Source organism: Bacillus sp. PS237, assembly GCF_037963345.1.
Taxonomy (GTDB): Bacteria; Bacillota; Bacilli; order Bacillales; family Bacillaceae; genus Bacillus; species Bacillus subtilis.
This window is the reverse complement of the sequence record NZ_CP150156.1, coordinates 409560-431847: the sequence shown is the minus strand read 5'-3', so window position 1 is coordinate 431847 and position 22288 is coordinate 409560. Positions and strand designations below refer to the sequence as shown.

General features: G+C 44.6%; 23 protein-coding genes. 10 read left to right on the top strand and 13 right to left on the bottom strand.

Features of this window, described 5'->3' with window-relative positions; translation table 11 throughout:
• The first annotated feature begins 263 nt into the window (after positions 1-263).
• From NST22_RS02180 to NST22_RS02170, 3 genes are all read left to right on the top strand, one after another.
• The gene (locus NST22_RS02180) at positions 264-1628 is read left to right on the top strand and encodes an aspartate kinase (RefSeq protein ID WP_003234493.1); all 1365 of its coding nucleotides are present in this window, start codon (positions 264-266) and stop codon (positions 1626-1628) included.
• Between the two features lie 153 nt (positions 1629-1781).
• Positions 1782-1895 carry a YjcZ family sporulation protein gene (locus tag NST22_RS02175; protein ID WP_003234495.1) on the top strand — a complete coding sequence of 38 codons (114 nt, stop codon included), beginning with the start codon at positions 1782-1784 and terminating at the stop codon, positions 1893-1895.
• Positions 1896-1976: 81 nt separating this feature from the next.
• A complete protein-coding gene (locus NST22_RS02170; RefSeq protein ID WP_015482794.1) occupies positions 1977-2066 on the top strand; it encodes a YjcZ family sporulation protein in 90 nt (29 codons plus the stop codon).
• A 99-nt stretch (positions 2067-2165) separates the two neighbouring features.
• Here NST22_RS02170 and phrC read toward each other — a convergent pair whose 3' ends face one another.
• The 4 genes from phrC to yclJ all read right to left on the bottom strand — a co-directional run bounded on the left by phrC (position 2166) and on the right by yclJ (position 5674).
• The gene (phrC, locus tag NST22_RS02165; protein WP_003224994.1) at positions 2166-2288 is read right to left on the bottom strand and encodes a phosphatase RapC inhibitor PhrC; all 123 of its coding nucleotides are present in this window, start codon (positions 2286-2288) and stop codon (positions 2166-2168) included.
• Positions 2272-3420 carry a response regulator aspartate phosphatase RapC gene (gene rapC, locus NST22_RS02160; protein ID WP_003246686.1) on the bottom strand — a complete coding sequence of 383 codons (1149 nt, stop codon included), beginning with the start codon at positions 3418-3420 and terminating at the stop codon, positions 2272-2274. Before rapC ends, phrC begins: the two co-directional genes overlap by 17 nt.
• A gap of 162 nt (positions 3421-3582) precedes the next feature.
• Positions 3583-5004 (bottom strand): two-component system sensor histidine kinase YclK, encoded by a 1422-nt coding sequence (gene yclK / locus NST22_RS02155; RefSeq protein ID WP_009969263.1) that lies wholly within the window; start codon positions 5002-5004, stop codon positions 3583-3585.
• Positions 4991-5674, bottom strand: coding sequence for a two-component system response regulator YclJ (gene yclJ, locus NST22_RS02150; protein WP_003246532.1), 684 nt, complete (start codon positions 5672-5674; stop codon positions 4991-4993). Before yclJ ends, yclK begins: the two co-directional genes overlap by 14 nt.
• 212 nt (positions 5675-5886) lie before the next feature.
• Between yclJ and NST22_RS02145 the strand changes: the two genes are divergently transcribed.
• Together NST22_RS02145 and NST22_RS02140 are read left to right on the top strand one after the other, a co-directional pair.
• On the top strand, positions 5887-7347 hold the full coding sequence (locus NST22_RS02145; RefSeq protein WP_003234506.1) for an ABC transporter permease: 1461 nt from the start codon (positions 5887-5889) through the stop codon (positions 7345-7347).
• 15 nt (positions 7348-7362) lie between these two features.
• Entirely contained in the window at positions 7363-8043 is a 681-nt protein-coding gene (locus NST22_RS02140) for an ABC transporter ATP-binding protein (protein WP_003234507.1), read from the top strand.
• Positions 8044-8147: 104 nt separating this feature from the next.
• Here the strand turns inward: NST22_RS02140 and gerKB are convergent, their stop codons facing one another.
• From gerKB to gerKA, 3 genes are read right to left on the bottom strand one after another with little or no spacing between them, the layout of a single operon-like run.
• Positions 8148-9269 carry a spore germination protein GerKB gene (gene gerKB / locus NST22_RS02135; RefSeq protein ID WP_003234509.1) on the bottom strand — a complete coding sequence of 374 codons (1122 nt, stop codon included), beginning with the start codon at positions 9267-9269 and terminating at the stop codon, positions 8148-8150.
• Positions 9270-9293: 24 nt separating this feature from the next.
• The gene (gene gerKC / locus NST22_RS02130; RefSeq protein ID WP_003246578.1) at positions 9294-10517 is read right to left on the bottom strand and encodes a spore germination protein GerKC; all 1224 of its coding nucleotides are present in this window, start codon (positions 10515-10517) and stop codon (positions 9294-9296) included.
• Entirely contained in the window at positions 10507-12141 is a 1635-nt protein-coding gene (gene gerKA, locus NST22_RS02125) for a spore germination protein GerKA (protein WP_003246515.1), read from the bottom strand. The genes gerKC and gerKA overlap by 11 nt, the downstream gene beginning before the upstream one ends.
• Positions 12142-12266: 125 nt before the next feature.
• Between gerKA and NST22_RS02120 the strand changes: the two genes are divergently transcribed.
• A complete protein-coding gene (locus NST22_RS02120) occupies positions 12267-12488 on the top strand; it encodes a hypothetical protein (protein ID WP_003246546.1) in 222 nt (73 codons plus the stop codon).
• Positions 12489-12503: 15 nt separating this feature from the next.
• Here NST22_RS02120 and NST22_RS02115 read toward each other — a convergent pair whose 3' ends face one another.
• The gene (locus NST22_RS02115) at positions 12504-14258 is read right to left on the bottom strand and encodes a right-handed parallel beta-helix repeat-containing protein (protein ID WP_003246729.1); all 1755 of its coding nucleotides are present in this window, start codon (positions 14256-14258) and stop codon (positions 12504-12506) included.
• Positions 14259-14537: 279 nt separating this feature from the next.
• Between NST22_RS02115 and NST22_RS02110 the strand changes: the two genes are divergently transcribed.
• On the top strand, positions 14538-16016 hold the full coding sequence (locus NST22_RS02110) for a peptide MFS transporter (protein WP_003246610.1): 1479 nt from the start codon (positions 14538-14540) through the stop codon (positions 16014-16016).
• A 39-nt stretch (positions 16017-16055) separates the two neighbouring features.
• On the opposite strand, the gene NST22_RS02105 is transcribed toward NST22_RS02110, so the two are convergent.
• The 5 genes from NST22_RS02105 to NST22_RS02085 all read right to left on the bottom strand — a co-directional run bounded on the left by NST22_RS02105 (position 16056) and on the right by NST22_RS02085 (position 19711).
• A complete protein-coding gene (locus NST22_RS02105) occupies positions 16056-16901 on the bottom strand; it encodes an alpha/beta hydrolase (protein WP_003246662.1) in 846 nt (281 codons plus the stop codon).
• A 66-nt stretch (positions 16902-16967) separates the two neighbouring features.
• Positions 16968-17432 carry a pyridoxamine 5'-phosphate oxidase family protein gene (locus tag NST22_RS02100; protein ID WP_009969257.1) on the bottom strand — a complete coding sequence of 155 codons (465 nt, stop codon included), beginning with the start codon at positions 17430-17432 and terminating at the stop codon, positions 16968-16970.
• The gene (gene bsdD, locus NST22_RS02095) at positions 17429-17656 is read right to left on the bottom strand and encodes a phenolic acid decarboxylase subunit BsdD (RefSeq protein ID WP_010886405.1); all 228 of its coding nucleotides are present in this window, start codon (positions 17654-17656) and stop codon (positions 17429-17431) included. The genes NST22_RS02100 and bsdD overlap by 4 nt, the downstream gene beginning before the upstream one ends.
• Before the next feature lie 16 nt (positions 17657-17672).
• Complete coding sequence (gene bsdC / locus NST22_RS02090) at positions 17673-19094, bottom strand: phenolic acid decarboxylase BsdC (protein ID WP_003246683.1); 1422 nt, start codon at positions 19092-19094, stop codon at positions 17673-17675.
• A gap of 2 nt (positions 19095-19096) precedes the next feature.
• Complete coding sequence (locus NST22_RS02085; protein ID WP_009966530.1) at positions 19097-19711, bottom strand: non-oxidative hydroxyarylic acid decarboxylases subunit B; 615 nt, start codon at positions 19709-19711, stop codon at positions 19097-19099.
• A gap of 89 nt (positions 19712-19800) precedes the next feature.
• Here NST22_RS02085 and bsdA point away from each other — a divergent pair, with 89 nt between their 5' ends.
• The 3 genes from bsdA (at position 19801) to tcyB (ending at position 22286) form a co-directional block, all read left to right on the top strand.
• Complete coding sequence (gene bsdA / locus NST22_RS02080) at positions 19801-20673, top strand: transcriptional regulator BsdA (protein ID WP_003246552.1); 873 nt, start codon at positions 19801-19803, stop codon at positions 20671-20673.
• Between the two features lie 115 nt (positions 20674-20788).
• Complete coding sequence (gene tcyA / locus NST22_RS02075) at positions 20789-21595, top strand: cystine ABC transporter substrate-binding lipoprotein TcyA (protein WP_003246699.1); 807 nt, start codon at positions 20789-20791, stop codon at positions 21593-21595.
• On the top strand, positions 21582-22286 hold the full coding sequence (gene tcyB / locus NST22_RS02070; RefSeq protein WP_003234541.1) for a cystine ABC transporter permease TcyB: 705 nt from the start codon (positions 21582-21584) through the stop codon (positions 22284-22286). The genes tcyA and tcyB overlap by 14 nt, the downstream gene beginning before the upstream one ends.
• The last annotated feature ends 2 nt before the right edge of the window (positions 22287-22288 follow it).

The window sequence follows — 22288 nt, the reverse complement described above, 5'->3', positions numbered from 1 at the left end:
TTAGTCAATATTCTTTAAAAATATTAACCTAGTCATTTATCAATTTTACTAATCATTCTAACCATTTTCCATCCCAAAACGTTAGGCTGTTTACCATATTTATCTTTATAACGCAGGCATACGGTCAGCAAACCTAACATTATTCCTCGTGAAAAATACAAATGTTCTCCTGAGAAAGAAATTCCCCCTTGATTTACAGTACTGAAAGAGAGATAATAAATACTAAATTTGTGTGAAAATTTTAAACATTAGGAGATGTAAACATGAAGGTCGTTAAATTCGGAGGCAGCTCACTTGCTTCAGGCGCCCAGCTTGACAAGGTGTTTCACATCGTTACCTCAGATCCGGCACGGAAAGCTGTAGTCGTTTCAGCTCCGGGAAAACGCTATGCCGAGGATACGAAAGTGACTGATCTCTTAATCGCATGTGCAGAACAATATTTGGCAACAGGCAGCGCACCTGAACTGGCGGAAGCTGTTGTGGAACGGTACGCTCTCATCGCCAATGAGCTTCAGCTGGGGCAAAGCATTATCGAAAAAATCAGAGATGATCTGTTTACGCTTTTAGAAGGAGACAAAAGCAATCCCGAACAATACCTTGACGCAGTCAAGGCCAGCGGAGAGGATAACAATGCCAAACTGATCGCCGCTTACTTCCGTTATAAAGGCGTCAAAGCGGAATATGTAAACCCGAAGGATGCCGGCCTCTTTGTGACAAATGAACCCGGCAACGCGCAAGTTCTTCCTGAATCCTATCAAAACCTCTATCGTCTTCGGGAACGTGACGGACTCATCATTTTTCCCGGTTTTTTCGGATTCAGCAAGGATGGCGATGTGATCACATTCTCACGGAGCGGTTCTGATATTACCGGTTCGATTCTTGCCAACGGACTACAAGCCGATTTGTACGAAAACTTTACAGACGTAGACGCTGTGTATTCTGTCAATCCGTCCTTCGTTGAGAATCCAAAGGAAATCAGCGAGCTGACATATAGAGAGATGCGGGAGCTGTCCTACGCGGGTTTTTCAGTGTTTCATGATGAAGCGCTCATTCCGGCATTCAGAGCGGGGATTCCTGTTCAGATCAAAAATACGAACAACCCCTCAGCCGAAGGCACCCGCGTCGTCAGCAAGCGGGATAACACAAACGGGCCTGTCGTCGGCATTGCCAGCGACACCGGTTTTTGCAGCATTTATATCAGCAAGTATCTCATGAACAGAGAAATCGGTTTTGGCCGCAGAGCCCTTCAAATCCTGGAGGAGCATGGTTTGACGTATGAGCATGTTCCATCGGGAATCGATGACATGACAATCATTTTACGGCAGGGGCAAATGGATGCCGCCACTGAACGCAGCGTCATCAAACGGATCGAAGAGGATTTGCATGCCGATGAAGTCATCGTCGAGCATCATCTCGCCCTGATTATGGTTGTAGGGGAAGCGATGCGCCACAATGTCGGTACAACGGCAAGAGCCGCCAAAGCATTATCAGAGGCACAGGTGAATATCGAAATGATCAATCAGGGGTCTTCTGAAGTGAGCATGATGTTTGGCGTAAAAGAAGCCGAAGAAAGAAAAGCCGTTCAAGCGTTATACCAGGAATTTTTCGCGGGCGTGCTGATCTCTTAATCGTACATAAATAGCGGGCGGCAGCGCCCGCTATTTTTTTATATCACCTTCATATAGCCGAATTCTTCATTTTTTCTCTTGTCCACTATTATCCCTGCCAAATGGATCGGTTCAGCATATCTTATAGTATCCTTCATAGGGAGGTGAAACCTTATGTCAGGATACTCTAACGGCGGCGGTTACGGCGGCATCAGTTCTTTCGCTTTAATCGTTGTATTGTTTATTCTATTAATTATCGTAGGGACTGCGTTTGTTGGCGGCTTCTAAGCTGCTGACCGTCTCTGCGGGACCCTGTCCGCCACAGTTTTGCAGCATTTGCTGAAGCAATCTCGCAAGGAGGTGCACAAAATGTCAGGTTACGGAACTTCTTTCGCTTTGATTGTTGTGTTATTTATCCTCTTGATCATTGTGGGAACTGCATTTGTAGGAGGCTACTAAATAAACGTAATCTCCATGAAGGCGGCACCGCAAGACTATGTCTTGCGGTGTTTTTTTGAAAAGAAAAACCCCTTCTCGCTAATGAGAAGGGGCTTGTTCTTACGTCATTCCTCTTTCTGTCACATGAAAGTCGAGTGCTTCCGCATTAGCAGAAACGCCAGCCGCTGTAAAAATCGCGGCTGCGGCCAAACAAATAACAAACAACTTAGATTTCAATTTCATACAAACCTTCACTCCTTTGTATTTGTTTTCTTGCCTCTTCAACTTGTAGAAAGTAGGAAGCAGACAGTTTAAACCATTTCTGTTCATAGTAATATTTTGCTACTTCTAGGGCTAAATCCTCTATATCAGCGTACATATTTTTATTTTTTAAGTACTGGAAACATCGTTCGATTCCTTCTTCATTGGGCTGATCCAGATATAGGGATTGCAAAAACTCGAATTTTACGGCATAGTCTGCATCGTCTGTTTCTTTAGCATATTCATAGCCCCGCTTGTGATATTCCGAAGCTTTATCATGTTTTCCCTGTTTATAATAAATCAGGGTGATTAAAAAATAGGCTTGCGGGAGAGAATTGACGATCCTGCTGCTTTCAAATGTGGAGACCGCTTTTTCAAAGTAATCAATGGCAGGGTCTAGAAGGTCTTGATTGTAATAGCATAACCCGAGATTGTAGTATGCTCTTCCAACCAGCTGGGCTTTTTGTTCTGCTTGGGCCATGTTGAGCGCCAATTTGAAATGGCGTGCGGCTTGTTCGAAATTTCTTTCATCCATCAGGTTGACCCCGAAGACGAAATGGCACTGAATGATTCTCACATTATAGGTTTCCTGCTCCACGTAAATTTCATAGGCGTTTTTTATATTAATCAATGAAAAATACGTTTGCTTCATATAATAATAAGCTTCCGCGATTTTAAAATAGAATTCAGCCCGTTCAATATGGTCTGCGACAAAGGAGAGCTTTTTCTCCGCCTGTTTATAGTATGTAATGGCAGAAATAAATTCCCGCTTATCAAATTCATACATCCCGCGAAAAAAATTCACGTAATAGTCGAGCAGCCCTTTGAGATCTGCCTGGTTGCTGTCAATGTTTCTTGATAATTCAGACAGGCTTGGCTGGTCTTCGATATTTAATTTCTCTAACGGCTCAAGATAATCCAGCATAAGCTGGTGCCGGAATTCCATTAGTGAATAATAAAGCAGCAAGTTGGAATCATGCTGCATGTGTTTCAGTTCCTGCTGGATTTCAGCTTTTAACACTTCGGCATCCGGCACGCTGAATGTCCGGATATATCTGTACCACTCGTTAATTTTTTGACCGACCGCTGAAGAAGGAATTACCCCACTCTTCATTCCTTCACCCTCTCCCATCAAAAACTGTTTATGTCATATTTTATCATGTTTATAGGCCGTCCCAACCCGAAAAACACGCAATCTTTGTTTTCGGGAGCACGCAATAAACCGAAGCGGTGTGCAAAAAAGGCGGATGCATCAGTTGATGCGCCGCCCTGTATGCTATTGCTGTTTTGCCGTTAAAGGAAGGCGGATGATGAACTTTGTGCCTTTCCCTTCTTCACTCTTGATTTCTACTGTGCCCTGGTGCATTTCAACGAGCTGCCTGACGATCGAGAGACCGAGTCCGTATTCACCGTATGCTGTGTTCGTTCTTGAAATATCTGCTTTATAGAATCGCTCCCAAATATGCTCAATATCCTCTTTTGGAATGCCGATACCCGTGTCTTCAATTTCAATAATCGTCTCTTTATAACCTTCCATTCCGCGCAGCCAAATGTCACCGTTTTGCGTAAATTGGATGCTGTTTTTCGTAATGTTGACGAGAATTTGAATGAACCGGTCATAATCGGCATGTACGATGACGTGATCCTCTACTTGGATCATCAGCTTGTTTTGTTTTTCTTCCGCCTGCTGCTGCAAGTGCTCTTTCACGATTTCAAACACCTCGATCAGAGGAACGTCTAGCTTGTTCAAGGTAATTTGCTGGGATCTGATTTTTTCATAATCCAGATTTTCTTTTACGAGCCGCAGCATGCGCTTCGTTTCCTCACTGATCAGCGAGAAGCATTTATCCTTTTTATCCTCAGGAATCGTATGGCTGTTCAACCCTTCAACCAAACCGTTGATCGTCGTCAGCGGTGTTTTTAATTCATGTGACACGTCAGCGATAAACTGCCTTCTCCGCTTCTCAAGGCGCTCGATTTCATCCCTTGACTGCTTTAGTTTTTTCGCCATGATATTAAAGTCAGACGCCAGTACGCCGATTTCGTCCCCGTAGCTGTTTTCCAAATGGATGTCATAATCGCCGGAAGCCACTTTATCTGTCGCTTCTCTCAGCTTTTGAATCCGCTTGACATGGAATTTGGACAGAAGCCAGCTCACAAGAATCGTAATCACAAGCGTGCTGATCACAGCGTAAAACATATAGAGGTTGACCTGATTGACCATCTGTTCAACACCGCTGATCGGAGAAATCAGCAGAACGGCGCCTTTAAATTCGTTCTGAACAAATATAGGCTGCGCCACAAGGGACACTTCATCATCAAAACGGCCATCTGCCCTGATCGTGACAGTCTGCCCTTTTTTCAGCTTATTCCATTCTGATTTCTTCAGCTGTTCCCTTGGTGGGTGATGAAAGCCTTCAGGAAGAAAATAAGGCTGCTGCTCTTCATTAAAGATGATAAATTGCGTCTTTCTTGTGCTTAAAATGTCCTGATAAGGATAGAGCCTGCGCATGTCCACCTGGCCGGATTGGAATTCATTTGCAATCTGCACCGCATATGACGTCAATTCCTCTACTTTGTTCTGATAGGCAAATTCCTTCACAAAGTGGGAAAACAGAGAAATGATAATGACAAACGCTAAAATCAAAATGCTGATATGGCTTAGCAGCAGCTGATATAAATATTTAATCTTCATCAAATTTATACCCTACTCCCCACACAGTATACAGGAAAGGCTTGTCCTCGCTGGCAAGCTTTTTCCGCAGCCGTTTGATATGAACGTCAACCGTTCGCTCATCTCCATAAAATTGATAGCCCCATACCTGCTCAAGCAGCTGTTCTCTGGAGAACACCTGCCGCGGATTTTGGACAAGGTAATAAAGCAGATCGAATTCCTTCGGCGTGAGATTTTCTACAGGCTCTCCGTTTAATAATACTTCTCTCGTCTTCTTATTAATGGTAAAGCATTCCGTTTCAATCATATCTTCATCAATAACCGCTTTGCCTGTCGCCTTATATCTTCTGATGACGGCTTTGATGCGGGCAACCAATGTCAGCGGGCTGAACGGCTTTGTGACATAATCGTCCGCCCCCATCTCAAAACCGATGACCTGATCTGATTCAGTGTCTTTGGCAGTCAGCATGATAATCGGCACCGTGCTTGTCTCTCTTATTTTTCTGCAGATGGTCACGCCGTCCATAGATGGAAGCATGATATCCAAAATGATTAGATCCCAATTTTCTTCCGTAAAACGCTGGTACCCTTCTAACCCGTCATGAACGAATTCGGCTTCAAAACCTTCTTTAAAAAAGAACATCTCCGTCATCGTACATACACTAACATTATCTTCTATCATTAATATTTTCATTATATCCTCCGGTTGTTTTGATGCTTTTTTATATAATAGCACCATTTTAAACAGAAGGTTTTGCGTTTCACAATTGTTAGTTTTTATTTCATCAACTAGAAATAGATTGTTCATATTTTTTTCATACCTTTGGACTACTATTAATTTATCAGCAAGGGGACGCGCCCCAGAGGCGGTCTTATCAATAAAAATACCTATACGGAGGAACATAAATGAACTTTATCAAACGGGCCTTTTGGAATATGAAGGCTAAAAAGGGAAAAACGTTATTGCAATTATTTGTGTTTACAGTCATATGTGTCTTTGTTCTATCAGGCCTCGCCATCCAGTCGGCAGCACAAAAGTCAAGCGAACTGGCCAGACAGGAACTCGGTGGAAGCGTGACACTTCAGGTTGACCGCCAAAAGCAAATGGAAAAACAGCAGGACAGCGGTGAAAAGCGCAGCTTCGAATCCACACCGATCAAAGTGTCTGATGCGAATAAGCTTGCAGCGCTTGATCATGTGAAGAGCTACAATTACACCACATCAGCTTCAGCCAACGCGGGAAACTTTGATGCGATTGAAAGCTCTAGTTCAAGTGATTCCAGCTCCAGCAGTTCAAGCTCAAACGCTAAAAACAGTCAAGGCGGAGGACAAGGCGGACCGCAAATGGTTCAAGCTGATCTTTCTATTGAAGGTGTCATCAGCACAGCGTTAGTCGATGATTTCTCTGACGGAGATTCAAAAATCACAGACGGACGCGCGATTACAAAATCAGATGTCGGCAAAAAAGTAACAGTGATCAACGAAACATTAGCGGAAGAAAATGATTTAAGCGTTGGCGATTCGATCACAATTGAATCAGCAACGGATGAGGATACAACAGTAAAACTGAAGATCGTCGGTATTTATAAAACAACATCTTCAGGTGATGACCAAGCCCAAAATTTCTCTTTCTTAAATCCTTATAACAAGCTTTATACGCCTTACACAGCAACAGCGGCATTGAAAGGCGACGACTATAAAAATACGATTGACTCAGCTGTTTACTATATGGACGACGCGAAAAATATGGATACTTTCGTAAAAGCAGCGAAGAAAACATCAATTGACTTTGATACGTACACACTGAATACAAACGATCAGCTTTACCAGCAAATGGTCGGACCGATTGAAAATGTGGCTTCTTTCTCTAAAAACGTGGTGTATCTTGTATCAGTGGCAGGCGCCGTCATTCTTGGCCTGATTGTCATGATGTCAATCAGGGAGCGCAAATACGAAATGGGCGTGTTAATGGCCATCGGTGAAAAACGATGGAAATTGATTGGACAGTTCTTGACTGAGATTCTGATTGTGGCCGTTATCGCTATCGGCCTTGCATCTGTGACGGGAAATCTCGTCGCGAATCAGCTTGGAAATCAGCTTTTATCCCAGCAAATCAGTTCATCAACCGATTCAACGCAAACCGCAAGCGGACAAATGCCCGGCGGCGGTGGCGGCATGGGCGGCAAAATGTTCGGCCACAGTTCATCCAACGTGGACGTTATCGATTCACTGAACGTCGCGGTTTCTATGAACGACATGCTTATACTTGGCGGGATCGGCATCCTAATCGCAATCATTGCAACATTGCTGCCGTCAATTTCAGTACTGCGGCTTCATCCGAAAACGATATTGACAAAACAGGAATAGAAAGAGGCGGAACCTATGAGCTTATTACAATTTCAACAAGTCGGCTACTGGTATAAAAACAAAAGCCAGCCATTGTTTCAGGATATTAACATCAGCTTTCAAAAAGGAAAATTCTACACAATCGTCGGAACATCAGGGACGGGGAAAACCACTTTCCTGTCTCTGGCAGGCGGACTTGACGCACCAAAAGAAGGAAACATCCTTTACGACGGAAAAGCGGTTTCTAAAATCGGCTTAACCAATTTCAGAAATCAATATGTATCAATCGTCTTTCAGGCGTACAACCTGCTCCCGTATATGACGGCTTTGCAGAACGTCACAACCGCTATGGAAATCACAGGTTCTAAAGAAAAGAACAAAGAATCATATGCGCTTGACATGCTGCAGAAGGTTGGCATCAACGAAAAACAAGCCCGGCAAAAAGTGCTCACACTGAGCGGCGGACAGCAGCAGCGGGTATCAATTACAAGGGCTTTCTGCTGTGACACGGATCTTATCGTAGCCGATGAACCGACCGGAAACCTTGATGAGGACACATCAAAAGAGATCGTACGGCTCTTTCAGGATCTGGCGCACAAGGAAGATAAATGCGTCATTATGGTGACGCACGATGAACAAATTGCAAAAGTGTCAGACATCAATATCAGACTTTCAAGAGGAAGTTTTACTGTGAAGGAAAACGTCGCAGTCGTATAACAAAACGCGCCTCTGCCAGTGCAGACAGGGGCGCACCCTATATCCCCCTTTTATATAGAAGTGAACATAAAAAGAGCGGCGGCCGCATCCCCCCGCTCTTTTTATCATTTTTTTGCTTCCTCCCCTTTTGACTTCTCTCTTCGTTTCTTTTTCCAAACGGCCACAATAAACAGAAAGAGCGGAAACAATAATTGAAAAGGCAAATGAATATACAGCGGCACCACGTTCAGGCCTTCATTCAAGTGCTCCGAAAAGTTAGTCGCGATCGTTATAGAAAGGATTAAGATGCCCAATCCCATCGGATAAGCCAATTGAGAGGGGTTCTTTTCCTTAAAGAGCGTAGATGTCCCAACCACAGTGGCATATAAGTAGAGGCTGACCTTAAAGAAGCCGCCGATGATCAGCGCCAGCATAAAAAAGACATCGAGCCGGTCTAAAAATTCTTCGACCTTGATTGTCTGGATCGTGCTTAAAAGCGGAAACTGGGATCTGAGTGTAAGATCAACATCAAGCACGCTAATATTAATCGCCACGGTGAGCGCCACAATCAATCCGCTAATAGCCATGGCGATCATCCCCATTTTTTTCACATCTTTTCTGTCATTCAGGTTAGGGAAAATCATCACAAATAAAACAACTTCACCAAATGGAACGTACATGGTCTGTGTGAAAACAGAGTGAAGGACAGGAGAAATGCCGTTTGCCAAAACCGGCTTTAAATTGTGCGGGTCTATAGTCCCTGAGACAATAATCAGCACAAGGCCGATCGCGCCCAGTAAATACATGGCCCCGAAAAGAAGTTCGGCCGCGCGTGCGAGTACTTCAATTCCTTTTCTTACGGCATATATGCTTACTACCATTAATAAAGCATTTACAATAATGATAGGTGTATCATGATAAGCAAACGTCAGCAGCATTTCTCCAAAGTCACGCAGCACCCTTGCGGCAATATAGGCAAAGTACAAGATATAGAGAAATGAAAACAGCCAGCTCAGCTTGGTTCCCAGCATATCATCCATATATTCTTTCGGAGAAGAATTCGGATAACATTGATAAATGCCTTGATACAAATAGAAAAGAAACAGTCCGATCGCACAGCCTAATAAAACTGCTATCCAAGCATCCCTGCCCGCCATTGATCCCGGTGTAATCAATAAGGAGCTGCCCAGTTCAAAAATGATAATCATGACAAACAACTGCCTTATGCTTATTCTGGCTTTTTCCATCTGTCACTTCCCCTTTCTTCAGACCTAATCATCTTTAAACTGGTGTTTGATCGGATTGTTTCGCAATCCCGTCCTTCTGATATACGTCTCGGCCTTCACATCGATGGGCAGTTCCGGCAAATATTCTTTGTCCCAAGTGTCCTTCATTTTCTCCCACTGCTCCGGATACTTTCTATATATCGTGTCACCAAAACCGATAAAATCTATTTTATTCTTCTTAATCTTTTTCACAGTATGGCTGATTTCCTTTTCAAGCTCTTTGTTGAGCGCTTTTTCAATAGCGGCCAGCACCTTGGGATCAGACAATTGGAAAGGGTATTTGACAGCATCTATAATACCTTCAACCGACACTTTCACATGGATGTACGGGCGTCCGTTCCGCATTTTCGGTACCAGCTTTGTATCTTGATGGGTAACCTGCAAGCTGACCGCATCCTTCGTCTTGCCCCAGTCAGCATTAATAAACGTATGCTGGATCTTATTCATAAGCCAGACTGCCCCCACGCTTTCATCATCTTCCAGCCAATACTTTAAATATCCTGCCTTATCAAAAACCGCCAAACCATCTGCCTGAAGAATGGCTTTCGGGTCAGTCGCCTGCGTGTTTTCCATGCTGACTCCTTTTTTATCGTCACCAATCATCATATATCCGGGGATGACCGGTGCCATAGTGTTGGCGGCAAGTGTTTTCAAAACGTCCTGAATATTGATTTTGACCACCCGCCCGTATTGTGCCTCCGTGAAATCGAGTGTTTTATTGACTTTATTTGACGGAATTTTATCAATCGGCGTCAAGATTTTCACAATATTTTCTGCTTTTGTTTTATGGGCAACGACGAATGTTGCTGTTGTCCTGAATTCTGTGTCCCGGTCAAGATTATCTAATACAAAATCCAAACCTTCTTCTTTTGCCAGCTTTTCATTGATCACGACTAGATTGGTATGGGCAAAATAAAGCCGCCGTGATACCTTCATGGAGGCTTTTCTGAGTGCTTCCGTTATATTGTTACCTTCAATCGAATAGACAGATACAGGCGGCCTGTCTCCAGCACCGCCTCCCTGAAGGCCGCCGGCAACATTTCCTGGATTGATAATTTGAAGATGCAGCACGTAGTTGCTGTCGTTTGTCCGATCGATGCCAATCGCCGAGATAATCGCAAGATCCGTCAGCTCCCGCTTATCCCAGCAGCCGGGCAGCACAATGACGCTCAAAAGCATGAGAACGGCTAATAGACATTTACGTACCATTCTGATCCCCTTCTTCCAAATCTTTGTTCACCATTCCTCGTGAAGCGGCCGGCTCTGGGCGTTGATCTTTCCCCTGCCGCACCTTATCTTCCTTGCTGACCGATTCCGGCCTTTTTTCATCGGCCCACCACGGAACCCGGAAAAGCGCGTCCTTTACGCCTTGTGAAGAAAAAGGTGCAAGCGGCGACATATATGGAACGCCGAATGAACGAAGACTGCATAAGTGGACAAACATCATAATGATCCCTAAAATCAGCCCGTAAAAACCCATAACAGCTGAGGCAATAATAAAGATAAACCGAATAAGCCGGGCTGAAATCGCCATTGCAAACGCCGGTGTTGCGAAGCTCGCAATCGCGGTGAGTGCCACGATAATCACCATTGCCGGAGAGACGATACCAGCCTGTACGGCAGCCTGGCCGATTACGAGCGCGCCTACGATTGACACTGCCGAGCCGACAACCCGGGGCAGCCTGACTCCCGCTTCCCTCAGAATCTCAAAAGCAACCTCCATCGTCAGCGCCTCCACAACAGCCGGAAACGGGACAATTTCCCGCTGGGCCGCAATGACCACTAACAGCTGAGTCGGTATCATTTCTTGATGAAACGTCGTGGCTGCCACGTATACAGCTGGTGCCACAAGCGAAATGAAAAAGACTAAAACACGAAGAATTCTTATGCTTGTCGCAATGTCAAAACGCGAATAATAATCCTCAACAGACTGAAAAAACTGGACAAATAAGGCTGGGGCAATAAGCACAAACGGTGTTCCGTCCACAATAATCGCGAATCTTCCTTCTAACAGATTACCCGCTACAACATCAGGGCGTTCTGTATGATACATAGTCGGAAACGTCGTAAAGGTTTCATCTTCAATCAGCTGCTCAATATATCCAGATTCCAAAATACTGTCAATATCTATTTTTTCCAGGCGCTGTTTCACTTCCTTCAGCACCTTTTCATCACATATTCCTTGAATGTACATGAGAGCGATATCCGTATTCGTAACAGAACCTTTTTTCATTTTTTCAACCCATAAATTCGGATTTTTAATGTATCGCCGGATCATGGAAATATTGGTTTGCAGAGACTCTGTAAACCCTTGGCGCGGGCCGCGGAATGACACCTGGGTGCTCGGCTCTTGGATGGAGCGCTGCTCTCCCCCTTGAGTGCTGCAAATCAAAGCTTCATCATGGCCATCAGCAAAAATGAGCGCATTGCCAAGCATTAACTCGGAAAAAAGCTTGTCCCAGCTCTTTTCCGCTTTCACCCCGCCCAGCGGGAGCGTTTTTTCAAGAATTTGCTGGATCGCATGAGTATTCTGGATAGACTCATCCTGTACCAATGGGTCAATTAACGACTCATGGATCGTGTTATTATCGACCAGCCCAGAAATATAGATAACAGCTAGGTGGACATGATCCTGCTCCCCGATTTTAATCTCGCGAATGATGACGTCAGAGCTGCTTCCGACTTCCTTTTTCGTTTCCGCTATATTCTTTGCTAAACTTGGAGAAATGAGAACCGGCCTTTCTTTTTCTTGCTGCTGTTCCTGATTCCTTTCGTCTGTATTCTGCTTGTCTTTTGAATCGGTATTGTTCTTTCGCTTAGAAAATAAAGGCATACACAAATACCTTTCCTTGTCGTTTTCTCATATTCTTCCTTTTAAAATTGAGATTATGCATTAGGGTTAGATGCGGTATAACTTCTCCGCCAAAGATAGACACTAAAAGCGGAGGATGATGAAGCATGAAGATATTGGGCGTGACCGGATTCATATTAATTTGTTTATTAGCTATTTCTGTGTTGATGGACATGCTTCAAGGGTTCAGTTTAACAAAAGCCGTTTATAACAATATGTCCAGCTTTAAGATGACAACATTTGCGGAATGGGTCGTGCTTTTATTTTTTGTGTTAGTACTTGTGAGAGAAATGTACGTGATCTATAAATCGAAAAAAAAGAACCCCTAAAGGGGGGCGCTTTTTTCAGACAATCATATTGCCGTCTATTGTATCACTGCTGTGTTTGTTGATGGTCCCTTTAAAAATGCGGTTGCCGATGATTTTGGAATTGGTTGACGTGTTTGTTTGAATAGCTGTCGCAGTGCCCGCGGAGAGGTTATTGATGGTGTTTCCAGAGATGATAGAGCCTGCAGAGCCATTGAGATAAATCACAATCGGATTCCCGGCTGTTCTGTTGACTGAAATGGTATTATCAAAAATCTCATGCACACCTGCGCTGATATAGATGGTGACCAAAAGCGGGGATCGCTCTAAGTGGTTGCCGATAATTGAGGTTTTTGCACTTGTGGAGCAATAAATGGGGTAATTTTTGAACTCTTTAAATGTATTGTTTTTGATGATGGCGCCGGCATTGTTTGTGACGGAAACAGAATATGATTCCGGCACTGCTTCAAACGCGTCAGGATTCAGTGTATTCCCTTCAATCACCGCGTTCCCTTGAGCAATCCAAATGCCCCGGCTGAATTTTCTCAGGAGATTATCTTTAATGATCATATTTCCGCCGGAAACGTTCACACCGTCAACGACTTGAATGAGACAGTTATTCAGAAATGCGATGTCATCTGACAGCACTGCGCGAAGACCGATGCTGCGCCTTGTTTCAGACAGTCCGTTTTGAATTTGGTTTCCGTCTACCTTTACGTCGGAGGACTGATAAACCAATATCCCTGTGTTTTCAAAGTTGCTGATTTTGTTGTTCGTCACAAGAACGCTCTTTCCCCTGACATCAATTCCAGTTGAAAATCCGGTAATGAGGTTGCCAGCGATCACTGCATCACTGGTCTCTTTTCCTTGTGATACACCGAGTCCGGTTATCCCGACTCTTGGCGCAGCCGCCGCGTCTTCAGGGCGTCTCAGAATATTGCCCTTGATCACTGTTTGCGTCCCATATCCGTAGCTGATTGTATTGTCTGAGTGATTTCCTTCTATTAAAATGCCATACCCGTTAAAATTGGTCACAGAACTTGAAACGTTTCCAACAAAGTGGTTATTGCGAATTGATACATTAATCGGTTCCTCATAATCAACGTCACCTTCGCCATATCCTTCAATGTCAATTCCGAATTTCGGCGCTGTTCCATTCCCCGTTCCGGCATCTTCAATCAAGCATTCCTCCACCGTGACCATGTCACATCCGGTAATGGAAATGTTATTTCTCCTCGACCGCCGAACCTCACAGCGGCGGATGATAATTTGCTCTGACGTTCGATAATCTTGATTGGTCTTTAATCCCCTTGGGCTGACTATGATCCCATCGCCGGTAAAATCGGAAATTTTCACATCATCAATGACAACATTCGAGCATCCTTCAATACATATGCCAAAGCCCCATTCATGGGTTGACCTTATCCCCGCCGAGGCATACGTATGCTCATCCCGTTCGCCGATAATTTGTCCTCCGGAAATAGTTATATTCTCTTGCTTGCCTACATAAAATGCGGAATAACCCCACGAACTATTCGGTATCACTTTCATGATACATTCGGGGTCCATCATAATCTCAAGGTTGCCGGGAACAATGATCCCCGCGTTTCGAAACCTCTGATTAAGATCTCCGCCAAGCGTTGCGTCTATTAAATATGTTCCCTTTGGAAACCAGACAGTATGATAGCCTTTCGAAACAGCTGTACTGAGGCACTGATTAATCCGTTCTGTCGAATCCGTTTTACCATCTCTAGGAACACCGAAATCCGCTGCATTTAATATGAATTCAGCCAATTGCGAGCCTCCTTCTCTATGATTACTATCATGTTACTCACAAAGGCCCGATCTGCTTGTACATTTCTCTAAAATTTTATTAAAAAAATATAAAGGAATAGTTGTGTAAGAAAATCTCACGATAAAAAGTTTAAAAATTAGGAGGAAATCACTATTTTTAGGTATTTATAATTTTTCCAATATGGAACTATTTGAAATGAGTATAAATTATATTGACACAAGTATTATATAAGAATATGATTTTTATAATACACTTTTTTTAGAAAGGGTTTGGCTGACATGGCTTCGATTGATAACGAAAGTATCATTAAAAGCGTCCCGCAAAAAGGGTTCTTTGGTCACCCGCGAGGACTATTTACACTATTTTTCACCGAATTTTGGGAGCGTTTCTCTTACTATGGAATGAGAGCAATCTTACTTTACTATTTGTATACAGAGACGGTAAACGGAGGGCTCGGCTTTGACAAGGGCACTGCGGTTGCCATTATGTCGATTTACGGATCACTCGTATACATGTCCACCATTATTGGCGGATGGCTCGCTGACCGGGTATTCGGTACCGCAAACACCGTGTTTTACGGCGGCATATTCATTATGTTCGGCCACATTGCACTCGCCTATCCGGGCAGTTCGATAGCATTCTATATCAGTATGGTGCTTATCATTGTCGGAACAGGCTTATTAAAACCAAACGTTTCAAGCGTAGTTGGGGATCTTTACACGAAAGAAGACCCGCGCCGCGACTCAGGTTTCAGTATTTTCTACATGGGGATTAACCTCGGTGGTTTACTCGCGCCGTTAATTGTCGGAACACTCGGACAGAAGTACAACTATCATCTCGGATTCGGAGCTGCCGCGGTCGGAATGCTTCTCGGACTTATCGTATTTGCTTTGACAAGAAAGAAAAACCTCGGGCTTGCAGGTTCCAATGTGCCGAATCCGCTGTCTAAAAAATCTGCAATTGGCACCGGAATCGGTGTTATCATTGTGGCGATCGCAGTGATTATCTCTGTACAAACAGGCGTGCTGACGATCAAACGTTTCATTGACCTTGTAAGTATTCTCGGTATTTTGATTCCTGTGATTTATTTCATCATCATGTTTACAAGCAAAAAAGCGGACAAAACAGAAAAATCCCGTCTTGCCGCTTACGTTCCTTTGTTTATCGGTGCTGTCATGTTCTGGGCCATTCAGGAACAGGGAGCGACCATTCTTGCGGTATACGCTGATGAACGCATAAGACTTTCATTGGGCGGATTCGAACTTCAGTCATCATGGTTCCAATCATTAAATCCATTGTTTGTTGTCATTTTTGCGCCAATATTCGCATGGCTCTGGATGAAGCTTGGCAAACGTCAGCCGTCTACACCAGTTAAATTCTCAATCGGAATTATTTTAGCCGGATTGTCATTTATCATTATGGTATTCCCTGCTATGCAAGGAAAAGAAGCACTCGTAAGCCCGCTTTGGCTCGTTCTCAGCTTCCTGCTTGTCGTGCTTGGAGAGCTGTGCCTGTCTCCAGTCGGTTTATCCGTGACAACGAAACTGGCACCAGCTGCCTTCTCTGCACAGACAATGAGTATGTGGTTTCTGACGAACGCAGCAGCCCAAGCGATCAATGCCCAAGTAGCCGGATTGTTTGATAAAATTCCTGAAACAATGTACTTCGGCACCATCGGTTTGATTTCTATCGTTCTTGGCGGCATTCTCCTGCTGCTCTCGCCGGTGATCAAACGCGCGATGAAAGGGGTCTTATAATCAGAAACAGCCCGCGGATGTTGATCTGCGGGCTGTTTTTTATTGATCAAGCCATTTCCTGAAGCTTTGATCAAAGGCTTCCGGTTCTTCCAGCATCGGCTGATGGCCGCTCTTTTCAAAAATAACCTTATCAACATGGGGATATAAACCGTCAACAGCATCCCATAGCGAAACGGGCGCAACCAAATAATCATATCTCCCTAATCCGATATACACCGGCATACGAACATCAGCTAACCGCTGAAGAAGATCAATCCGGGCAAATGTATTGCCCCATAATTCATCAATGATCGGCATATTCGTGAATACACCGTCCCATAAGGCAGCAGCATGCGGCCGCTCTTGATAAAAGCTTTTCGCTTCAGCGCGAATACACATGTGCACAAAGCGCCTTTCAGGATCTTTGTCGATGTCCTGCGGCAAATTCTCGATGTCTTTTTCAAAGCGTTTCTTTCTCTCAAGACTGGCTGTTTCCATGAAAAATGATTCGCTTTTTCGCTGTCTTTCTTCACTGTTATCAGGCGCAGTATTAAAGAGCGCCACCTTCCGAACTTGTTTGGGATATGTCCTGGCATACTCTAAAGCCATAAAAGCGTGCCCGGAATGTCCCAGGATAGTAACATCCTCAAGCTGAAGAAATGTTCTCATCCTTTCGATATCAGCCAAGACAGCATCAAGCCTCGAATCCTCCGCACGAAGCTCCCGCTTAGGCTTAGCAAATCCCCTATGGTCGACAAAGACCCATTGATATTTCTGTTTGATATCTGAGGAAAAAAGGCGCGGATAGTAAACCGCACTCCCGATCACAAGGATGGGTGCGCCCTCGCCCTCAATTCGATAAGCTAAATCAAAGCCGTCCGAGTGACAGATCCCCGCACGTTCCATTTCTCACGCCCCCTTTTGTTTTCATTATATAAAAAAAGCCTGACGCATGGCGTCAGGCTATCGATATTACCGTTTTAAATCTTCCAGGGTCTTTTTCCATCTGCTCAGCACCTCTTCAGGGCTGTGAAGCTGTATACGGACACCTGAAGTCAAATCAGCGTATTTCGCAACGTCCTCTTTCACTGAAACGATGCGGCAGGAAAAACGGTCTCTTTCATATTCGGCATCTTTCAAAGGCGGTAAAGGCGCGCATTCAAGCTTTACATAATAGGCCGCTCCCTTCCACCACGCCGTGAACTGTGCTTTTCCTGTGCGAAGGATGTTGGCCGAAGTCATTGTGTTTTTCCACAGAGCGATTCGGATATCAGTTCGGCTCAGCGCGATGATTTCACCTGCACTGATCATAGCGGCATGCGGCCAGCCATCCTCTGATACTGTTTGCAGAACGAAGGCCTCATGCTGCTTCTCATTCAGGCAGCTCCCGTCAAGCAGCTCAAAGAGACGGTCTGACATACAGTTCACGCGGATCAAGCCTTTCGTTCCGGCACCGCCGGAACTTCAATTGCTGTTTCTGTTTCCTTTGGATCAATTTTAAACGCTGGATTGTATTTTTCGGGATTTGTAATGCTTTCCGGTTCACAGGATCTCCATGTAAAAAAGCATGTTTGGCACTGATAAACTTCCCATGCGCCTTCTACAGGCGATTTGCTCATGACTTCTCCCTTTTTTGAGTCGCATCGAGGACATGTATGCATTTCGAACATCCTTTCCTTATTTATTCATTAAGTCCATTAGTTTTTGTTCCCATTCTTTCGTTGTTAGCGGAGAATCAAGCGGCTGTGAATAATGGCCTCTTGTTTCCGGCGCAACCGGTGTAGTGGCGTCGAGAATCATTTTGTGAGTGATTCCTGATGGATTGGATCCCGGATCAAGCGGCAGGACAGATAAGTCCGGAATGATGACCGCATCATGTTTCGGATGCATTTTGGTCGAAAGCGCCCACATGACCTGCGGAAGGTTGAATGGATCGACATCCTCATCAACGACTATGACCATTTTGCAGTAGCCGAGTCCGTGCGGCGTTGTGAGTGCGCGCATGCCGACCGCTTTCGCAAATCCGCCATAGCGGGTTTTTGTGGAAACAATCGCGATTAAACCGTGTGTGTACATGGCGTTCACTGCCACAATTTCGTTCGGATACGCTTCTTTTAACTGCTGATAAAGCGGCACGCATGTGTTAATGCCGATCATGTAATCGCATTCTGTCCAAGGCATGCCTAAGTATAAATGTTCAAAGATCGGATTGTTTCTGTGATAGACGCGTTTAATTTTGATAATCGGCATGCTGCGTCCGCCGGAATAATGGCCTGTGAATTCACCGAACGGCCCTTCATATTCGCGCTCTCCGGCAATAATCTCACCTTCAAGCACCACTTCAGCGCCCCACGGAACATCAAGATCAGACAGCTTTGATTTGACGATGCGATATGGTTCGCCTTGAATCGCACCTGCCATTTCGTATTCTGATTGATCATAGAGAAGCGGAGTCGATGCCGCCGTTGTAATGACCGGCTCACAGCCGAGCGCAATAGTGACCGGAAGGTTGATGCCGCGTTCTTCAGCTTGGCGCAGATGGATTGCAATATCGTGCTGCGGGACAGGCTGAATGCCAAGGCGGTCTTTTCCTTTGACTTGCATTCTGTAAATGCCGACATTTTGTTTGCCGAAGTTGTCAGGGTCCTCAAGATCACGGGAAATGACACATGCTTTGTCTAAATAGTAGCCTCCATCACCCTGGTTAATTCTGAAAAGAGGCAGTATATCGAACAAATTGATATCTTCTGTGATTTCATTTTCATGAAATGGCGCTGTTTCCTCACGTTTGACCGGCATCGGAAACTGGTCATAACGCTTTGCGAATTCAAAAAACTGTTCTTTTACCGGTGTGTCTTTCGGCATGCCCAGCATCATGGCATGGTTTGGCCAAGAGCCGATGACATTCATCGCAATTCGCGCGTTATGATAGCCGTAAATGTTGTTAAATAAGAGCGCAGGGCTTTTATCGCCAAGATTGCTGGCTGCCCGTGCGGAGGCCCCTAAATCCGGTTCCGGCTTTACCTCTTCATTCACTGTAAGCAGCTGTCCTTCTTTTTCAAGGGCAGCGAGAAATTCTCTGAAATCTTGATAAGCCATGATCAAGCTCCTCCTTTTTGTTTTTCAATCCCATTCCAGCGCTTCGCTTCAGGAAGCCGAATGCCGAATTGGTCCAACGTTCTAAAAACAATATGGTCAACCATTTCCTCTAAGCTTCTCGGCCGATTATAAAATGCCGGCATCGGAGGAAGAATGATGGTGCCCATTTTCGTAAGCGCTAGCATATTTTCGAGATGAATTTGGTTCAAAGGCGTCTCTCTCGTTAAGAGGACGAGTTTTTTTCTCTCCTTGAGCATGACATCCGCCGCACGTGTCAGCAGATTATCCGCCATTCCTGTGCGAATGCTTGCGAGAGATTTCATGCTGCACGGCGCAACAATCATTCCATCGGTATCAAACGACCCGCTTGAAATGGCTGCCGCCTGATCCTTATGTGAGTAAGTGTATGTGGCCAGTTGTTCTACTTCTTGTAACGTATAGCCTGTTTCGTGTTTGATCGTGACGTTTGCCCAAGGAGACACAACGAGATGGGTTTCCACTCCGGCGGCCTTCAGCCACTGCAGCAGCCTGACCCCGAAAATGGCCCCTGTTGCCCCTGTCATTCCGACAACGAGTTTCACTTTGCCCCCTCCTTTACGCTTGAATTCTGCTTTCATTTCAATCATACTCCTGATATATCCATATGAAAAATATCTATTAAATCTATAATTAATACCTAAAAGGTATGATAAGGAGGCGCTTTCTTTTGGATATTCGCCAGCTTCGATACTTCATTACCATTGCCCAAGAACAGAAAATTACGTCCGCAGCCAAAAAGCTTCACATGGCGCAGCCGCCTTTAAGCAGGCAGCTCAAACAGCTGGAGGACGAACTTGGTGTTGTTCTGTTTGACCGTAACAAGAAAAAACAAATGACTCTTACATATGAAGGAGCTGTTTTTCTAAAAAGAGCAAAAGAGATTCTGCATAGGTTTGAAGATGCAGTCATTGAGGTACAGGAGCTGAAGGAGGAAGTAGCCGGTACACTTGCCGTGGGATCAACGATTTATTGCGCGGCTCTGATGCTTGAAAAAGTAACACAGATCAAAGAGAGATACCCCCATCTCACCTTTAATATTTGGGAAAATGAACCCGCGACACTGTTGGAACTGCTGGAAAGCCGGCAAATCGATGCGGCGGTCACGACAACACTGATCAAAAGTGACACAGTACAATTCAAGCAGCTTGATGACATTCCATGTGTGCTCGTGCTTTCAGATGAAGCCGGATATCCGTGCGGAGACACCATTAAGATGGTGGACATTCCTTCATTTCCGCTGATCCTGCTGCGGCCTGTCAACGGAAAAGGCGTCTATAATCAGGTCATGAATGAATTTCATCGTTTGAACCTGGAGCCGCGCATTGTTTGTGAATGCCACGACTCTGCAACTTTGCTCAGCCTCGTGTCATCCGGATTCGGCGCGTCTATTTTGCCTGTCACAATGATTCCCGTTCATATGAGAAATCACGTTCACACCGTCCATATCGAAAATAATCCCTTCATTATGACACCGGCTGTCATGTGGAGAACGGACAGTTATTTGCCTAAACCGGCACAGCAATTTTTGGATTTATTTTAAAAGATTTTGTCTTATGAAAACCAAATACTTGACTCATACTAAAAAAAAGTTATCCTTTAGATTTGTAAGCTAATTTTTTATTTCAATAAAATCAACCAGAAAAGTGGGGAATAAGATGAAAAAAGCATTATTGGCTTTATTCATGGTCGTAAGTATTGCAGCTCTTGCAGCTTGCGGAGCAGGAAATGACAATCAGTCAAAAGATAATGCCAAAGATGGCGATCTTTGGGCTTCAATTAAGAAAAAAGGTGTGCTCACAGTCGGAACGGAAGGAACATATGAGCCGTTCACTTACCACGACAAAGACACTGATAAACTGACTGGCTATGATGTCGAAGTTATCACAGAAGTCGCAAAACGCCTCGGGCTTAAAGTCGACTTTAAGGAAACACAATGGGACAGTATGTTTGCCGGCCTGAATTCCAAACGGTTTGACGTTGTTGCCAACCAAGTCGGAAAAACAGATCGTGAAGACAAATATGATTTCTCAGATAAATACACAACATCAAGAGCCGTTGTCGTAACGAAAAAAGACAACAACGATATTAAGTCTGAAGCAGATGTAAAAGGAAAAACGTCAGCTCAATCACTGACAAGCAACTACAACAAATTAGCTACAAATGCCGGCGCTAAAGTAGAAGGCGTTGAAGGCATGGCGCAGGCCCTTCAAATGATCCAGCAAGGCCGCGTCGATATGACATACAACGATAAGCTTGCCGTATTGAACTACTTAAAAACATCTGGCAATAAAAACGTGAAAATCGCGTTTGAAACAGGTGAGCCTCAGTCAACATATTTCACGTTCCGTAAAGGAAGCGGCGAGGTTGTTGATCAAGTCAACAAAGCATTAAAAGAAATGAAAGAGGACGGGACTCTTTCTAAAATTTCTAAAAAATGGTTCGGCGAAGATGTTTCTAAATAATCTGCCGGCATTGACGCTTGGCACGGCGATCCCGTGGGATCTGGTGCAGCAGTCATTCTGGCCGATACTTTCAGGGGGAATCTACTATACGATTCCCCTTACGATTCTTTCCTTTATATTCGGAATGATCCTGGCGCTGATTACGGCGCTTGCCAGAATGTCGAAAGTGAGACCTTTGAGATGGGTGTTCAGCGTATACGTATCCGCAATACGCGGCACTCCTCTTCTCGTTCAATTGTTCATCATTTTCTATCTGTTCCCGGCCTTTAACGTCACATTAGATCCATTTCCAAGCGCAGTTATCGCCTTTTCATTAAACGTCGGCGCCTATGCATCTGAAATCATTCGGGCATCTATTTTATCCGTGCCGAAAGGGCAATGGGAAGCCGGCTACACAATTGGCATGACACATCAAAAAACGCTGTTCCGCGTCATTTTGCCGCAGGCGTTTCGTGTGTCGATCCCGCCATTATCCAATACCTTTATCAGCCTGATTAAAGATACATCCCTCGCCTCTCAAATTCTGGTCGCTGAGCTGTTCAGAAAAGCCCAGGAAATCGGCGCGCGGAATCTTGATCAAATTTTAGTGATCTATATTGAAGCAGCCTTTATTTATTGGATTATCTGCTTCCTGCTCTCACTCGTCCAGCATGTCATCGAACGGCGTCTTGACCGCTACGTGGCCAAATAAGG

Excerpts from the sequence above, each read along its gene's own strand:
- NST22_RS02140 (WP_003234507.1), top strand. The coding sequence starts at position 7,363 with ATGAGCTTATTACAATTTCAACAAGTCGGCTACTGGTATAAAAACAAA.
- tcyB (WP_003234541.1), top strand. The coding sequence starts at position 21,582 with ATGTTTCTAAATAATCTGCCGGCATTGACGCTTGGCACGGCGATCCCG.
- bsdD (WP_010886405.1), bottom strand. The coding sequence starts at position 17,656 with ATGCATACATGTCCTCGATGCGACTCAAAAAAGGGAGAAGTCATGAGC.
- phrC (WP_003224994.1), bottom strand. The coding sequence starts at position 2,288 with ATGAAATTGAAATCTAAGTTGTTTGTTATTTGTTTGGCCGCAGCCGCG.
- rapC (WP_003246686.1), bottom strand. The coding sequence starts at position 3,420 with ATGAAGAGTGGGGTAATTCCTTCTTCAGCGGTCGGTCAAAAAATTAAC.
- NST22_RS02120 (WP_003246546.1), top strand. The coding sequence starts at position 12,267 with ATGAAGATATTGGGCGTGACCGGATTCATATTAATTTGTTTATTAGCT.
- NST22_RS02180 (WP_003234493.1), top strand. The coding sequence starts at position 264 with ATGAAGGTCGTTAAATTCGGAGGCAGCTCACTTGCTTCAGGCGCCCAG.
- yclJ (WP_003246532.1), bottom strand. The coding sequence starts at position 5,674 with ATGAAAATATTAATGATAGAAGATAATGTTAGTGTATGTACGATGACG.
- tcyA (WP_003246699.1), top strand. The coding sequence starts at position 20,789 with ATGAAAAAAGCATTATTGGCTTTATTCATGGTCGTAAGTATTGCAGCT.
- NST22_RS02110 (WP_003246610.1), top strand. The coding sequence starts at position 14,538 with ATGGCTTCGATTGATAACGAAAGTATCATTAAAAGCGTCCCGCAAAAA.
- NST22_RS02145 (WP_003234506.1), top strand. The coding sequence starts at position 5,887 with ATGAACTTTATCAAACGGGCCTTTTGGAATATGAAGGCTAAAAAGGGA.
- gerKC (WP_003246578.1), bottom strand. The coding sequence starts at position 10,517 with ATGGTACGTAAATGTCTATTAGCCGTTCTCATGCTTTTGAGCGTCATT.
- gerKA (WP_003246515.1), bottom strand. The coding sequence starts at position 12,141 with ATGCCTTTATTTTCTAAGCGAAAGAACAATACCGATTCAAAAGACAAG.
- NST22_RS02105 (WP_003246662.1), bottom strand. The coding sequence starts at position 16,901 with ATGGAACGTGCGGGGATCTGTCACTCGGACGGCTTTGATTTAGCTTAT.
- bsdC (WP_003246683.1), bottom strand. The coding sequence starts at position 19,094 with ATGGCTTATCAAGATTTCAGAGAATTTCTCGCTGCCCTTGAAAAAGAA.
- NST22_RS02175 (WP_003234495.1), top strand. The coding sequence starts at position 1,782 with ATGTCAGGATACTCTAACGGCGGCGGTTACGGCGGCATCAGTTCTTTC.
- NST22_RS02085 (WP_009966530.1), bottom strand. The coding sequence starts at position 19,711 with ATGAAAGCAGAATTCAAGCGTAAAGGAGGGGGCAAAGTGAAACTCGTT.
- NST22_RS02170 (WP_015482794.1), top strand. The coding sequence starts at position 1,977 with ATGTCAGGTTACGGAACTTCTTTCGCTTTGATTGTTGTGTTATTTATC.
- gerKB (WP_003234509.1), bottom strand. The coding sequence starts at position 9,269 with ATGGAAAAAGCCAGAATAAGCATAAGGCAGTTGTTTGTCATGATTATC.